Annotated in this window: 13 protein-coding genes; 5 read left to right on the forward strand and 8 right to left on the reverse strand. The window is 57.1% G+C overall.

The features are described 5' to 3' along the window. Window positions 1–26: 26 nt before the first annotated feature. Window positions 27–1217, reverse strand: coding sequence for an MFS transporter (locus AC1MKH_RS16810; RefSeq protein ID WP_276219780.1), 1191 nt, complete (start codon window positions 1215–1217; stop codon window positions 27–29). 169 nt (window positions 1218–1386) lie between these two features. Here AC1MKH_RS16810 and AC1MKH_RS16815 point away from each other — a divergent pair, with 169 nt between their 5' ends. The 4 genes from AC1MKH_RS16815 to glpC all read left to right on the forward strand — a co-directional run bounded on the left by AC1MKH_RS16815 (window position 1387) and on the right by glpC (window position 6443). Further along, window positions 1387–2265: a LysR family transcriptional regulator gene (locus tag AC1MKH_RS16815; RefSeq protein WP_276219779.1), complete on the forward strand. Its 879-nt coding sequence runs from the start codon at window positions 1387–1389 to the stop codon at window positions 2263–2265. A 116-nt stretch (window positions 2266–2381) separates the two neighbouring features. Next, window positions 2382–4004 (forward strand): anaerobic glycerol-3-phosphate dehydrogenase subunit A, encoded by a 1623-nt coding sequence (glpA, locus tag AC1MKH_RS16820; RefSeq protein WP_276219778.1) that lies wholly within the window; start codon window positions 2382–2384, stop codon window positions 4002–4004. After that, window positions 3994–5253: a glycerol-3-phosphate dehydrogenase subunit GlpB gene (gene glpB, locus AC1MKH_RS16825; RefSeq protein WP_276219777.1), complete on the forward strand. Its 1260-nt coding sequence runs from the start codon at window positions 3994–3996 to the stop codon at window positions 5251–5253. Before glpA ends, glpB begins: the two co-directional genes overlap by 11 nt. After that, window positions 5250–6443, forward strand: coding sequence for an anaerobic glycerol-3-phosphate dehydrogenase subunit GlpC (gene glpC, locus AC1MKH_RS16830; protein WP_276219776.1), 1194 nt, complete (start codon window positions 5250–5252; stop codon window positions 6441–6443). The genes glpB and glpC overlap by 4 nt, the downstream gene beginning before the upstream one ends. A 108-nt stretch (window positions 6444–6551) precedes the next feature. Here the strand turns inward: glpC and AC1MKH_RS16835 are convergent, their stop codons facing one another. Both AC1MKH_RS16835 and AC1MKH_RS16840 read right to left on the reverse strand, forming a co-directional pair. Then, on the reverse strand, window positions 6552–7748 hold the full coding sequence (locus AC1MKH_RS16835) for a nicotinamide mononucleotide deamidase-related protein YfaY (protein ID WP_276219775.1): 1197 nt from the start codon (window positions 7746–7748) through the stop codon (window positions 6552–6554). A gap of 94 nt (window positions 7749–7842) precedes the next feature. Next, entirely contained in the window at window positions 7843–8385 is a 543-nt protein-coding gene (locus AC1MKH_RS16840) for a YfaZ family outer membrane protein (RefSeq protein WP_231826680.1), read from the reverse strand. A gap of 256 nt (window positions 8386–8641) precedes the next feature. Here AC1MKH_RS16840 and nudI point away from each other — a divergent pair, with 256 nt between their 5' ends. Then, window positions 8642–9067: a nucleoside triphosphatase NudI gene (nudI, locus tag AC1MKH_RS16845; RefSeq protein ID WP_276219774.1), complete on the forward strand. Its 426-nt coding sequence runs from the start codon at window positions 8642–8644 to the stop codon at window positions 9065–9067. Here the strand turns inward: nudI and menE are convergent. From menE to menD, 5 genes are read right to left on the reverse strand one after another with little or no spacing between them, the layout of a single operon-like run. Beyond that, on the reverse strand, window positions 9059–10420 hold the full coding sequence (gene menE / locus AC1MKH_RS16850) for an o-succinylbenzoate--CoA ligase (protein ID WP_276219773.1): 1362 nt from the start codon (window positions 10418–10420) through the stop codon (window positions 9059–9061). The genes nudI and menE overlap by 9 nt on opposite strands. Further along, entirely contained in the window at window positions 10417–11382 is a 966-nt protein-coding gene (menC, locus tag AC1MKH_RS16855; RefSeq protein WP_276219772.1) for an o-succinylbenzoate synthase, read from the reverse strand. The genes menE and menC overlap by 4 nt, the downstream gene beginning before the upstream one ends. Beyond that, complete coding sequence (gene menB, locus AC1MKH_RS16860) at window positions 11382–12239, reverse strand: 1,4-dihydroxy-2-naphthoyl-CoA synthase (RefSeq protein ID WP_276219771.1); 858 nt, start codon at window positions 12237–12239, stop codon at window positions 11382–11384. The genes menC and menB overlap by 1 nt, the downstream gene beginning before the upstream one ends. 14 nt (window positions 12240–12253) lie before the next feature. Then, a complete protein-coding gene (gene menH / locus AC1MKH_RS16865; RefSeq protein ID WP_276219770.1) occupies window positions 12254–13015 on the reverse strand; it encodes a 2-succinyl-6-hydroxy-2,4-cyclohexadiene-1-carboxylate synthase in 762 nt (253 codons plus the stop codon). Then, window positions 13012–14682, reverse strand: a complete 1671-nt coding sequence (gene menD / locus AC1MKH_RS16870) for a 2-succinyl-5-enolpyruvyl-6-hydroxy-3-cyclohexene-1-carboxylic-acid synthase (protein ID WP_276219769.1) — start codon at window positions 14680–14682, stop codon at window positions 13012–13014. Before menD ends, menH begins: the two co-directional genes overlap by 4 nt. Between the last annotated feature and the right edge of the window lie 26 nt (window positions 14683–14708).

A 14708-nucleotide genomic window follows, 5' to 3' on the forward strand; every position in this document is an offset into this window, starting at 1 on the left:
ATTACCTTCGGCAAAGTTTTTAGCGTTTATCCGGCATTGCTGTGCAAATCAATCTGGCGTTTAACGTTTGTTTTCATCTGCGCACCATAGATGCCCCCGGCAATAACCACCAGCACCGCGCCACAAAGATAAATTGCACGATAGCCGCAGCCTTCCGCCATCATTCCCATAACGAAAGCCCCCAACGCCAGACCGGCATCCATTGCATTGAAAAACAAGGAGTTGGCGACACCAATTTTATGCGGTTCGACAGAACTGATAATTTGCGTCTGAAATACCGGCGTCACGGAACCATAGCCAATCCCAATAAGCGCCCCGGAAAAAATCATCATCGCGCTGCCATTAACGTAGCCCAGCACCACTAACCCCACGGCGAAAAAGGCAAGGCACGGATAAACCACGCACTTAGGCCCTTTCTTATCACAGATATTTCCGGTGAAGGTTCGGCAAATCATCAGGAAAATAGCGTAGCACAGCAGGAAATTACTGGCAGCAGACATCAGGTCGAGTTCACGTGCGTAGAGAGCCAGAAAAGCCGACACGCCCGCATACGAGAAGGTCATGAAGAAGGTCACCAGCGCGAACGGCAGCGCGGCGCGATCGAACATCGCCGCAAAGCCTATTTTCGGTTTCGCGCCATCCGCATGCTGAAGCACCGCCGGTACGTTCATGGTGAACGACAAAATAATGCCCACCGCCGCCACGCCTGCGCACAAACCAAACGCCGCGTTATACATCTGATGCTGCGCCAGGTTCAGCCCCACCCACGGGCCGACGACCATCGCCAGCCCCATTGCTAATGAGAAAAAGCTGATGCCCTCGCCACGTCGGGAGGCCGGTATCAGCCGTGCGGAAATGGTCCCTTTTACCGTAGTGATCACCCCAAAGGTGATACCATGAAGCACGCGAATAAAAAGCAACGCTTCAATCGACTGGCAAAAAGGATACAACGCACTGACGATAAAAAAGGCCAGAGAGGAGAGCACCAGAATTTTTTTGTTCGAAAATTTGCCGACCCACTGCCCGGAAAATGGGCGAATGACGATCGCGGCAGCTAAAAAGAAGGTAACCAGCAGGCCTGCTTTGCTCGCCGAAGCATGTAGTTGATCGGCGATATAAAGCGGTAATAGCGTAAGCAGCACATAGAAGACAAAAAAGATAATAAAGCTAATTATTGTTATCGCCCAAAAATCCTTCGTCCATAATTTTTCTTTCATATCCTGATAACCAAATAAATAGCATTTATGAATTATAAAAAAACATTCACAAAACAAATATATAAAGCATTAACGCCGTTTTGTGACACCGTGAAGAGAACCTATTTTAGGCGCGCTTTATTCTATTAGTAAAATTCATTGCTTTAATAATCAACAGTAGTAAAAACTAATGACAATAACCCAAATGACCGCGCTCCTCGCGGTGCTGGATTACGGCGGTTTTACCGAAGCGGGAAAACGCCTGTTTATGACCCAATCGGCGGTAAGCCAGGCCATCTCAGCTATCGAAGATGAGTTGCAGGTAAAAATCTTTATTCGCCAACGCGCGCGTGCCATTCGCCTGACGCCCGTGGGCGAGCGTATCGTCAGTCACTTTCGCAACGTGATGCAGGAAGTCAGCACCATCAAAGAAATTGCCGCGCTGGAAAAAACGCAGCCGGTAAGCTGGCTACATATTGGCTGTTTTCCCAGCGCCTGCGCCTGTATTCTTCCACCGATTGTCCGTTATTTCACGAAGCATCATCCGCATATTCATATTATTCCCCACGAAGCAAACGGCCCGGAAATTATTGATGCCGTACGCGCCGGAGAATTTAGCGCCGGGCTGGTGCATTTTCCGGTCACCTCGCTCTACTCTCACGCCGTCTACAAAGATAAATTCACCGTCGTCGTGCCCGCCGATCATCCTTTTGCCGCGCGAACCGCTCTTACCCTGGAAGACCTTGTGAATCAGCCGCTGATTATCAGTAAAGGGCGCTATGAGTTGACCATTATGTCGTTATTTCAGGCACGAAATATCACCCCGCAAATTCGCTACGAATTTAATCATCCCGGTACGGCAATCATTTTTATTCGCCAGGGATTAGGGATTGCCTTATTACCGGAATTGACCTTAAAGGCGGTAGAACACACGCTCTGTTCCGTGCCTCTGGAACCCGATTTTTATCGCCATATTTCGCTTATCGCCCAAACGCCCCCCACCGAAGGAAGCCCGGTACAGTTGTTGAGCGATTGTCTGCAAAACCTGGTCGAAAGCCGCGCATTCTGACACCAATAAATGCTCGAAAACGAAAACAATAAGTTTGAATGTGCGCAGCATCAAACAAATTCCCTACAAATTATGGCCTACTGAAGACAAGGATATTGTTATGTAGGGGCAGGAGAATGCAGCAATCAAGGGAGTACGATGCGATTATCATCGGCGGTGGCGCAACCGGTGCGGGAATTGCTCGCGACTGCGCGCTACGTGGTCTCAGGGTAGTATTGGTCGAACGCCACGACATCGCCACCGGCGCGACCGGGCGTAACCACGGTCTGCTTCACAGCGGCGCACGCTATGCCGTCACCGATAGCGAATCGGCCCGGGAATGCATCAGCGAAAACCGCATTCTGAAACATATCGCCCGCCACTGTATCGAACCCACCGGCGGGCTGTTTATCACCCTACCGGAAGACAACCTCGACTTTCAGGCCACCTTTTTACAAGCCTGCGCCAGCGCAGGTATTGACGCGCAGGCGATTGACCCGCAGGAAGCGCGACGCATTGAGCCGGGCGTTAACCCGGCGCTGACAGGCGCGGTAAAAGTCCCGGATGGCACGGTTGATCCCTTCCGTCTGACAGCAGCCAACATGCTGGATGCGCGCGAACACGGCGCTGACATCCTCACCGGGCATGAAGTCATCGGGCTTATTCGCGACGGCGCGAACGTGCGCGGCGTGCGGTTGCACGATCGTCAAACGCAGGAAACGCGTGAGCTCCACGCGCAGGTGGTGGTCAACGCCGCCGGGATCTGGGGGCAACGCATCGCCGAATATGCCGACCTGAGCATCCGTATGTTCCCGGCCAAAGGGTCGCTGCTCATTCTCGATCATCGTATCAACCAGCACGTAATTAACCGCTGCCGCAAGCCTGCGGATGCCGATATTCTGGTGCCAGGCGATACCATTTCGCTGATTGGCACCACCTCCATGCACATCGATTACGACGAAATTGACGACAACCGCGTTACCGCGCAGGAAGTCGATACATTGATCCGCGAAGGCGAAAAACTGGCACCGCGCATGGGCAGCACGCGTATTCTGCGCGCTTACTCGGGGGTACGCCCGTTAGTTGCCTGCGATGATGACCCGACCGGGCGCAACGTCAGCCGTGGCATTGTCTTGTTCGATCACGCGCAGCGCGACGGCATGGAAGGTTTCATAACCATCACCGGCGGCAAACTGATGACCTATCGCCTGATGGCCGAATGGGCCACCGATGCGGTATGTCGCAAAGTGGGCAACACGACATCGTGTACCACCGCCGCTACCCCACTGCCCGGCTCGCGTGAAAGCCAGGAGAAAACACTCCAGCGCATCATCTCGTTGCCTGCGCCGCTACGCGGTTCCGTGATTTATCGCCACGGTGACCGCACGCCGGGCTGGATCGGCGACAACCGTCTGCATCGTAGCCTGGTGTGCGAATGCGAAGCCGTTACGGCAGGCGAAGTACAATACGCGGTAGAAAACCTGAATGTGCGCAATTTGCTCGATCTGCGTCGCCGCACCCGCGTCGGCATGGGTACCTGCCAGGGCGAACTGTGCGCCTGCCGAGCGGCGGGGCTGCTGCCACGTTTTCACGCGACCGATGCCAGCCAGTCGCTAAAACAGCTGTCGGATTTCCTCAATGAGCGCTGGAAAGGCGTGCAGCCAATTGCCTGGGGTGATGCGCTGCGCGAAAGCGAACTGACACGCTGGGTCTATCAGGGATTGTGCGGGCTGCAAAAGGAGCATCAGGATGAAATTTGATACGGTTATCATCGGCGGCGGTCTGGCCGGGTTACTGTGCGGGTTAAAGCTGCAGTCACAAGGCCTGCGCTGCGCCATTGTCAGCCGCGGGCAAAGTGCGCTGAACTTCGCATCGGGTTCGCTGGATCTCCTCAGCACGTTGCCCGACGGGCAGCCCGTAGAGGATATTCAACTCGGACTGGAAGCATTAACGCGGCAAGCTCCGGAACATCCTTACAACAAGGTAGGCTGCGAAAACGTCCTGTCGTACGCCCGTCAGGCGCAGGTGCTGCTCAGTGATTGTGGCATCGATTTTCAGGGCGACGCCGGGCAGTCGCATCAGCGAGTTACCCCGCTGGGCCTGTTGCGTAGCGCCTGGCTTAGCCCTCGTGAAACGCCACTCTTCCCGCCAGCGGCCAGTAAAGTCCGCGTTGTGGGGATAACCGGTTTTCTCGATTTTCAGGCACCCCTTGCCGCTGAATCATTACGCAAACAGGGACTTAACGTCGATACGGTTGAAATCGACCTGCCACAGCTGGATGTGCTGCGCGAAAACGCCAGCGAATTCCGCGCGGCAAACATCGCTCGCCTGCTCGACCAGCCGGAACAGTGGCAACCGTTGTACGATGCGCTCGCTCCGCTGGCGGAAGGTTACGATGCCCTGTGGCTTCCGGCCTGCTTTGGCGCCAGCGATAGCCAGCTGTATGACTGGCTCTGCGCAACGCTCAGCTGTGCACTACATCTGTTGCCGACGCTGCCGCCATCCGTACCCGGCATGCGTTTGCAGGCGCAGCTTCAACGGCAATTTATCCGCGCGGGTGGCGTCTGGATGCCGGGCGATGAAGTGCAAAAGGTGACGCTGGAAAATCAACTTGCCACCGCCGTCTGGACGCGTAATCACGCCGACATTCCCCTGCGCGCACGTTATGTCGTGCTGGCGAGCGGCAGTTTCTTCAGTAATGGGTTAATCGCCAACCGTGAAACGATTCGCGAACCAGTGCTTAATCTTGACGTGATGCAGGCGGCCACCCGCGCATTATGGTATCGCCCGGATGTCTTTGACCCTCAGCCATGGCAGCAGTTTGGCGTCGCGACCGATGCAACGCTGCGTCCGGCCATTGCCGGCCAGCGGCTGGAAAATCTGTTTGTGATTGGTTCAGTGCTGGGCGGCTGCGATGCCATCGCTCAGGGCTGTGGCGGCGGCGTTTGTGCGGTGACGGCGCTCCATGCCGCGCAGCAAATCACCCTGCTGACGGGAGGTGAAGCATGAGTAGCGGCCAGTTCGAGAATTGCATCAAATGTACCGCCTGCACCACGGCCTGCCCGGTAAGCCGGGTGAATCCGCGCTATCCGGGGCCGAAACAGGCGGGCCCTGACGGCGAGAGGCTGCGCCTGAAAGACGGCGCGTTGTACGATGAGGCGCTGAAATATTGTATCAACTGCAAACGCTGCGAAGTGGCGTGCCCGTCTGATGTCAAAATTGGCGATATCATCCAGCGCGCCCGCGCGCGCTATGACGTCACCCCACCGTCGCTGCGTAACCGCATACTGAGCCATACGGACCTTATGGGGCAGATGTCCACGCCGTTTGCGCCGCTGGTGAATGCGGCAACGGGGCTGAAGCCCGTGCGTCATCTGCTTGATGCAGCGCTAAAAATTGATCATCGCCGCACGCTGCCGAAATACTCCTTCGGCACCTTCCGCCGCTGGTATCGCAGCGTGGCAAAACAGCAGGCGCAGTTTGCCGAGCAGGTGGCATTTTTCCATGGCTGCTACGTCAACTACAACCATCCGCAATTGGGCAAAGATCTAATTAAGGTGCTGAATGCGCTGGGAACAGGCGTCCAGCTATTGAGCAAAGAGAAATGTTGCGGCGTGCCGTTGATTGCTAACGGTTTTACCGATAAGGCGCGCAAGCAGGCGCAAAGCAACCTCGCGTCACTGCGCGAGGCCATTGAGGATAAATCGCTGCCCGTGATCGCAACCTCCTCTACCTGCACATTTACGCTGCGCGATGAATATCCGCATCTGCTAAATGTCGATAACGGCGGCCTGCGTGAGCATATCGACCTTGCCACACGCTGGCTGTGGCGGAAGCTGGATGAAGGGAAAACGCTGCCGCTTAAACCGTTGCCGCTGAAGGTGGTGTATCACACGCCGTGTCATATGGAGAAAATGGGCTGGACGCTCTACACCCTGGAACTGCTGCGGCAAATCCCAGGGCTGGAGCTAACAGTGCTCGATTCCCAGTGCTGTGGCATTGCGGGCACCTATGGCTTTAAGTCGGAGAATTACCCCACCTCGCAGGCCGTCGGCGCGCCGCTGTTCCGCCAGATTGAGGAAAGCGGCGCGGATATCGTGGTGACCGATTGCGAAACCTGTAAATGGCAAATCGAGATGTCGACCAGCAAGCGCTGCGAGCATCCGATTACCCTGCTGGCACAAGCGCTATCGGCATAAGCAATTCCGCCTGCACAACGCCTGATGCGCTTCGCTTATCAGGCCTACCGGTTTATGCGAAATCTGTAGGCCGGATAAGGCGTAGCCGCATCCGGCAATGCCACGCAGCTACACTTTCAGCGTTTCCACCACTTCAATCCAGCCGTGCTCGCTGGCGACATCCATCCCGTTAAGCCAGCGGCGTAGCATGTTCATCGCCATCATGGCGCAAACCTGCTGGCGCACAACCAGGCTGTGACGCGTGGTGTTGAACTTCACGCGCAGCGCCCAGGTACCTTCTGCGGTGGAGAGCGCAAAGTTCAGATGCTCGTTTTCAAGACCGGTCACCGACAGCGCTACGCCAGCAAAATGGTTTTCGCGGCGCTCTTCCGCCCACCGTGCCGTTTGCGCCAGCGTCTCTTCCTGCGATGGAATCACCTCACTGGCCAGCAGCGGCGCACCCGCGCGTTGCAGCTCCAGCGCCAGCAGCCCGCCGGTGAACTGTTCGCTCAGCGTCAGGCTCAGTTGCTTATCCTGCAATGCGCGGGCAAGCTGTTTTGGCAAACCTTCGGTGCCTTCAAAAATCAGGCTGTCGCCCGCCACCTTTTTCACTTCCGGCCACAGGGCTTCCATTGCCTGACGTTCGCTCGCCGGGCCAGTCAGCTTGAGTTCAATAATCGGCATCGATGAACGATAGCCCATCGATACGCCCGCAGGCAGCGTCAGGTGATCGAGACTTTGCGCGAGATCGCTTTCCGAACGCCCGAACGTGGTGAGTCGCAAACACAGCGGCGGCTCAGGGATATCAAAACGTGCGCGCAGGCGTGGCAAAATTTCTTGCTGAACCATCACCTTAAATTCAGACGGCACGCCAGGGGTGAAGAAAATCAGGCAACGGTTGAGCTTAACGGCAAAACCGCAGGCCGTACCCACCGGGTTATCAATAAACTCGGCGCTGGCAGGAATTTCCGCCTGTTTGCGATTGCTCGGCGCCATCACGCGGCCACGCTCTTTGAAAAATTTCTCCATCTGAGCCAGCCACGGTTCATGCAGCACCAGCGATTCGCCTTTCGCCGTTGCGGCAGCAAGCGCGCTTAAATCATCGCTGGTCGGCCCTAAACCGCCGTTAACAATCAGGACATCAGCCTGCGTGCTGCGCTCGCGCAGAATCGACACCAGGTCATCGAGTTTGTCGCCCACCGTGTTACGCCGGGAAAGCGGTAAACCTTGTTCAAATAAGAAATCAGCAAGCCAGGCCGCATTGGTATCAACAATTTGCCCGTATAAGACTTCGTCGCCCGTAGACAGCATCTCTACGTTTATCATCGCTTTCTCCAGTAAAAGAGGACGATTTACTATAGCGCAAGGCGAGGAATAAAAACGAGAAAACTGGCGCGGCTGAGTGCCGCGCCGGGGAGAATCAGAAGTTAGCGCTGACGCCGACGTAAGGGCCATCCGCGACGGCGCTGTCGCGATTGCCATCTTTGCCGGCGAGGTTGATATAGCGGTATCCCGCTTCCACGCTCAACGGGCGCATAATCATAAAGCGACCGCCCGCGTTGGCTTCTTCGTAGTCTTTTACGCCGCTGGACAGCGAATCCGGCGAGTAGTAATACTCACCAAACAGATGGAAGCGTTCGCCGATTTGCCACTGTAACCCGCCGCCAACCGCCGCCGCGTAACCATCATCACCGTAGTTCGGGCTCAGATAAACACCTTTGCCGCCCGCTGTTGCCATAAACGGCCCTAATGGAATGTTCACTCCCAACGCCGCACCCACGATATCGCCGTGATCGTCGTTATGCGCCCAGTTACCGCTCAGCGCAAGGCCCGTCGATTCGGTGCCAAAGCCGACGCCAAGGTTGGTATATTCTTCGCCAGCCTGGCCGCTAACGCTGATTGCATTTGCCGCAACCGGGAGCAACAGCATCCCCATCAGGCCAAATAGTATGCTCTTTTTCATTTTAATCCTTTCCCGCAAGCACAGTGTGAATCACCAAAAAATCAGGCGAATTGTACTGCTGAATATCGCCAAATCCATGAACTAAAAGGGCGATCACTCTTCAAATTGTAACTAATTGCGACATGAAAGTATCACTCAAGGTGAGGGAATGCTGACCTTAATACGATCTTTTCTCTCGTTCCGGAGAAGCCTCGCAAATTACTGACGATTATCAACGTACAATAGAATTAACTCCGTCTTATATAAGGATTTACTTATGCGTCAAAGAACGATTGTATGCCCGCTCATTCAAAATAATGGCGCCTGGTTACTGTGCAAAATGGCGGACGATCGTGGCGTCTTCCCCGGTCAGTGGGCGCTTTCGGGTGGCGGCGTAGAGCCCGGCGAGAAAATTGAAGAGGCGCTACGTCGCGAAATTCGCGAAGAACTCGGGGAAAAACTGGTGTTAAGCCACATTACACCGTGGACCTTTAGCGACGACGTGCGCACCAAAACTTACGCCGATGGCCATCAGGAAGAGATTTATATGATTTACCTGATTTTCGACTGCGTCAGCGCCAACCGTGAGATTGTGCTGAACGATGAGTTTCAGGACTACGCGTGGGTAAAACCGGAAGATCTTGCGAGCTACGATCTGAACGTCGCCACTCGCAAGACATTGACGCTGAAAGGGTTACTTTAATTTTTGCGCAACCCACTCTCGCAACTGATGGCGAGAGACCTTAATCCCGCTATTTTTCATCGTTTCCGGTAACCGCAGCCAGCGGCACGGTTGCTGGAAGCCCGCCAGTTGATCTTTCGCCCAACCCGCCAGTACAGAAAGGTCGACATCGCTTTCGCTATCCACTACCGCGACCGGGCGCTGCCCAAACTCAGGATCATCCACAGGAACGATAAACACCTGCGAGACCGCAGGATGCGCCACAATGACCCGCTCCACGGCTTCAGGTTGGATACCTTCCCCGCCGCTAAAGAAGAGGTTATCCATGCGCCCGACAATATAGAGCTTACCGTCGCGAATTTCGCCACGATCGCGCGTGGCAAACCAACCTTCGGCATTCACCAGCGGCACAAGCGCGCCATCGCGCCAGTAGCCCGAGGCCATACTTTGCGCGCGCAGCCAGACTTCACCCTTCACCAGTTTGAGCTCACGCCCGGCAAGCGGCGTTCCCACATCATCGCCGCCGTTGGCTTCACGCGCACAAACCGTCGAGGCAAATTCGGTAAGTCCGTAGCCACAGAAGGTACGGATCCCCATCGCGCTTGCCTGTTTGGTCAGGTCGGCAGGAATGGCCGCGCCGCCCAACAGCACGGCTTTCAGCGACAGCGGCTGTTCATCATTCAACAAGCGCCAAAGCTGAGTCGGCACGAGTGAGGCATGTGTACATCCGTGTAGTGCCTGGGCGAGTGGTCGCTCGCTCACCGCCATCTGCGCGCCAGAATAGAGCCAGCGCCAGAAAATCCCTTGCCCGGAGACATGGAACAGCGGCAACGACAAAAGCCAGCATTCATCCGGCGAAAATGGAATCAAACTTAACACGCCCTGCGCGCTGGCAAGGTGCGCCGCGCAGGTGTGCACCGCCGCTTTTGGCAGGCCCGTGGAGCCCGAGGTGAGAGTCATCGAGGCCAGGCGTTCAGGCCGCCAGCCAACATCGTGATAACCCGGGGATTCTCGCAGCGTGAGGCGTGGCAGTGAATCGGCAATCTCACTGTTTTCCAGGTTGAGCACGTGACGCAGCGTTAACCCCGGCAGTAAGGCGTTAATCAGCGAGGTGGGAAGACGCGGGTTAAGCGGTAAAACACGCGCCCCGCACTGTAACAATGCCAGCCAGGCCAGCACCGTTTCCCCCCGGTTGCGCGCACACAGCGCTACGCCGTCACCATCGCGTACGCCCTGCGCCTGAAAACCGGCGGCCAGCGCGTCGATTCGCTCACACAACTGCGTCCAGTGAAGCGTCTCATTGTCGAGGCGCAGCGCAGACGCAACGCCCCGCTGCTCTCGCCAGTAACGCCAGGGCCAGGTAGAAAAACTCACAGCAACGGCTCCAGCGACAGCATATCCAGGCACGGCAGCGGGTTATCCGGCCAGCGGCGAATCAGCTGCGCCTGCATCAGATTGAGGGTATCAAGGCCCGGGATCGTATTCGGCGTCAGCCAGGCCGCAATGCGCGCCAGCTGCGTCAGGCCAAGGCTCGACTCAATGGAAGAGCTGATGACCGCCGTCAAACCCAGCGCGTGCGCCGCCGCCACTTGCGCCTGCACTTTTTGCAGGCTACCGGTGAGAGTCGGTTTAATCACCACCGCGCGCACGCCAGGCTCGGCTTCGAAGCGGAAATCGTCATCGCGCAGGCTTTCATCCCACGCGATAGCAATCCCCGTTTCCGCAGCAAACGCGCGCGAATCATCGCGTGTTTTACACGGTTCTTCGAGAAACGCGATGCGATCGCGGAATGCCGGGTTGACGTATTTGGCAAACTGCTGCGCTTTTAGCGGCGTCCAGGCGCGATTGGCATCCAGCCGCAGCTGCAAATCAGGGATCGCTTCCAGCAGCAGATTCACCACCATGCCGTCTCGCACGGCCTCATACAGTCCGACTTTCACCTTCGCCACTTTTTCGCCGGGCATGTCAGCCAGCGCCAGCACCAGTTCATCCGGGTCGCCAGTGCACAGCGGCGCGGCACGATAATCCACCGTCGTCGGCAGCGTGTCGTCCAGTTCCGCCAGCGCACAGCTAATGCCAAACGCCGCCGAGGGCAGTTCCGGCAACGGGGTCTCAGCACCCTGTCGCCAGTTTTGCACCCAGCCCAGCAAAGCGGATTGCGCCTCGTCCAGCGTTTCACGGCTGAAGCCCGGCAGCGGGGAGATTTCTCCCCAGCCTTCGCGCTCACCGTCACGCAGCCAGACAAACAATCCGTCGCGGGTTTTTAGCCGCCGTTCGCGCAGTACCACGCCCGCGTCCATTGGTACCTGCCAGCGGTAAACCTGCGCGTGTCGCATTACGGGTTCCGTTTAAATTTGCTGAAATCAGGCTGGCGTTTCTGGTTAAACGCGTTGCGCCCTTCCTGACCTTCTTCGGTCATGTAGAACAGCATCGTGGCGTTACCCGCCAGTTCCTGCAGACCCGCCTGACCATCACAGTCGGCGTTCAGTGCAGCTTTCAGGCAGCGCAGCGCCATTGGGCTGTTTTGCAGCATTTCGCGACACCAGCGAATGGTCTCTTTTTCGAGGTCAGCCAGCGGCACAACGGTGTTGACCAGACCCATATCCAGCGCTTCCTGAGCATTGTACTGACGGCACAGGAACCAGATTTCACGCGCTTTTTTCTGCCCTACGATACGCGCCATGTAGGATGCGCCCCAGCCGCCGTCGAAGGAGCCCACTTTCGGGCCCGTCTGACCGAAGATGGCGTTTTCTGCCGCAATCGTCAGGTCACACATCATATGCAGTACGTGACCGCCGCCGATGGAATAGCCTGCCACCATCGCGACTACCGGTTTCGGGCAGGTGCGGATCTGGCGCTGGAAATCGAGTACGTTCAGATGGTGCGTGCCTGCATCATCCTGGTATCCGCCGTAGTCGCCGCGCACTTTCTGATCGCCACCGGAACAGAACGCTTTGTCGCCTTCGCCAGTCAGGACAATCACCCCGATATTGTCGTCATAGCGCGCATCCGCCAGCGCCTGAATCATCTCTTTAACGGTCAGCGGACGGAAGGCGTTACGCACCCGCGGACGGTTGATGGTAATTTTGGCAATGCCGTCAGCGGATTTCTGGTAACGAATGTCGGTGTAGCCTTCAGAACAGTCTTGCCATTCAATCGGCGCGTAAAGCATAGCTTCATCAGGATAGATCATAGTGTGTCCTATAGTCAGAGATGCACAATCTGCGCCAGACACGCCACCACGCCCTCGGGGTTTTCCCGATGCGCGTTGTGTCCGGCATTACGAATTACATGGCAAGGCGCGGCAAGCTCATCGGCAATGGCCCTGAATTTGCTGTCGCGTTCGCCGCAGAGATACCAGAATGGGAAGTGACGATCGCGCAGGGCATCGCGCAGATCGTCCTGCACGCTTAACGACGTTGCTAATAGCATAGCCGCCAGCGCGCTGCCGTCATTGTTTTGGCGTAGCGCCACCAGCGCGTCGCGCTGCGCAGGCGTCAGGCTGGCAAAGACCGGCTGCCGATACCAGGCGTCAAACACCTGGTTCAGCGGTTCACGGGCAAAACGCTGCGCCCAGCGGCTGTCCGATTGCCAGCGCTGCGCGCGTTGTTCTGCGCTTTGCAGCCCCGGATGACTGCCTTCAACCACCACGCCCAGCAATCCTTCCCGCTGATGCTGGCAGGCAAACGTCATCGCAATGCGTCCGCCCAGCGAGTAACCCACCAGCCAGTAGTTGAGAATGTTGTAACTAAGTAGCGTCGCCTGGAGCGCCGCGCAGACGTCGGCGAAATGGGTTACCCGGCAATCGGCAGAACCGCCGTGACCGGGCAAATCAATATAAAGCCGCGAGGCGCGTGGGAACGCCTCGCCTACCGTTTGCCACTCACGGCAATCACCGGAGAAACCGTGCAGGAATACCAGCCACGGTTGCCCGGCATCACCTTCGCGCGCAACGGCATTTAACATCATAGATGACTGACCTGCGCCAGCAGCTGTTGCAAAGTTTGCGCGCCATCGGTGTCGTTCACCACCAGTTCAATTACCGTGGTGGCGGGCGTACGCCAGGCTTTATCGAGCGCGGCTTCAAGCGCGGCCCAGTCCTGCGGCTGATGATAATTCAGGCCAAACATTTTCGCCGCATGTTCAAAATGCACATTCTGTGGCATGGCGTAGAAGCGTTCACGCTCCTCCACCGGAGTGGGCAGCAGCGAGAAAATCTGCCCGCCGTTGTTGTTCACCACGATGAGTACGAAAGGCGCGGAAACCTGGCGCAGCAGCGCAAGCGCGTTGAGGTCATATAACGCGGAGAGGTCGCCCACAATCGCCAGGGTTGATTTGGCGCTGGCGCGCTGCACGCCCGCCGCCGTTGAGATCAAACCGTCGATACCGCTGGCCCCGCGATTGCTGTAGACCGGATATCCGGCAGGCAGCTGGCTTAGCGCGTCAATCAAACGGACCACCAGACTGTTGCCGACAAAAAGCTGCCCCTGCTGCGGCAAATAATGGCGGATGCGGTGCGCCAACTGCGCTTCACCGAAGGTTTCGCTGATGGCACGCACGCTCTCCCATGCCTGCTCAGCAAGACGCGGGATCGCTGTACACCATGGCGTGCGTTTTTCTGCCGGATGCAGTTCCAGCCAATGGTCAATTTCGCCCACCAGTCGGCGACCACGATGATGTGCCGGGTCTAACCGCCCGGTGAGATTATCCACCAGCCAGTACTCCTCCGGCTCACAGGCCTGCTGCCACTGCAACAGGCGTTTGCCCGTCAAACTGCTGCCAATCTGCACCACAATTTGCGCCTGCGCCAGTTCACTCACTGCCGCCGCATTACCCAGCCACAAATCCGCGCAGGGCAACGGTTGGCCGGTTTGCGAAAGGACATCGCCAATCAGCGGCCAGCCGAGCGTTTTCGCCCATTCGGCAACCTTTTTACCCTCTTCGGCGCTCATGCGCCCGGCAACCACAACGCCGCGTTTTTGCCGCCAGAAGAACCAGTCGCGCTGCTTATTGCTTTCAAGATGCAGCGATTCGCGCAGCCAGGGTTTGTCTTCCTGCCACCACTTGCCCAGCGCCTGCTGCCAGTCGAGTCCCGTGTCGTCCATTTCGCCATACAGCGGCTCAGCGAACGGGCAGTTAATGTGTACGCCGCCCGCATGGAGCGAGCCCAACGCATGATCAATCGAAGAGACCAGCCAGCGAGCCGGAATATCCTGGCTCGGACGCGGCAGAGAAAGCGTTTCAGAGGGATGTGAAGCAAACATGCCCGGCTGACGAATCGCCTGATTCGCCCCACAGTCAATCAGCTCCGGCGGCCTGTCGGCGGTCAGAAGTATGATTTTTTCCCCGGTGAGCCCGGCTTCAATCAGCGCCGGATAGAGATTCGCCACCGCAGTTCCTGAGGTAACAATCACCGCGACCGGCTGGCGACTGACCTTCGCCAGCCCTAACGCCAGATGGCCCAGCCCACGCTCATCAAAATGCGTGTGATGAATAAATGTACGGTTTTCAGCGGCCGCCAGGGTAAGCGGTGTGGAACGTGACCCCGGAGCGATGCAGATATGGCGCACGCCGTGACGGGTTAAAGCTTCAAGGATCACCGCCGCCCAGCGTCGGTTGAAAGCGCTTACTGACATATGTTTGTCCGGTATCAATATTGCGA

Source organism: Pseudocitrobacter sp. CD920760 (assembly GCF_057782505.1).

Bases quoted from the DNA above. Each gene is read 5' to 3' on its own strand.
- AC1MKH_RS16810 (WP_276219780.1), bottom strand. From the start codon at position 1,217: ATGAAAGAAAAATTATGGACGAAGGATTTTTGGGCGATAACAATAATT.
- AC1MKH_RS16815 (WP_276219779.1), top strand. From the start codon at position 1,387: ATGACAATAACCCAAATGACCGCGCTCCTCGCGGTGCTGGATTACGGC.
- glpA (WP_276219778.1), top strand. From the start codon at position 2,382: ATGCAGCAATCAAGGGAGTACGATGCGATTATCATCGGCGGTGGCGCA.
- glpB (WP_276219777.1), top strand. From the start codon at position 3,994: ATGAAATTTGATACGGTTATCATCGGCGGCGGTCTGGCCGGGTTACTG.
- glpC (WP_276219776.1), top strand. From the start codon at position 5,250: ATGAGTAGCGGCCAGTTCGAGAATTGCATCAAATGTACCGCCTGCACC.
- AC1MKH_RS16835 (WP_276219775.1), bottom strand. From the start codon at position 7,748: ATGATAAACGTAGAGATGCTGTCTACGGGCGACGAAGTCTTATACGGG.
- AC1MKH_RS16840 (WP_231826680.1), bottom strand. From the start codon at position 8,385: ATGAAAAAGAGCATACTATTTGGCCTGATGGGGATGCTGTTGCTCCCG.
- nudI (WP_276219774.1), top strand. From the start codon at position 8,642: ATGCGTCAAAGAACGATTGTATGCCCGCTCATTCAAAATAATGGCGCC.
- menC (WP_276219772.1), bottom strand. From the start codon at position 11,382: ATGCGACACGCGCAGGTTTACCGCTGGCAGGTACCAATGGACGCGGGC.
- menB (WP_276219771.1), bottom strand. From the start codon at position 12,239: ATGATCTATCCTGATGAAGCTATGCTTTACGCGCCGATTGAATGGCAA.
- menH (WP_276219770.1), bottom strand. From the start codon at position 13,015: ATGATGTTAAATGCCGTTGCGCGCGAAGGTGATGCCGGGCAACCGTGG.
- menD (WP_276219769.1), bottom strand. From the start codon at position 14,682: ATGTCAGTAAGCGCTTTCAACCGACGCTGGGCGGCGGTGATCCTTGAA.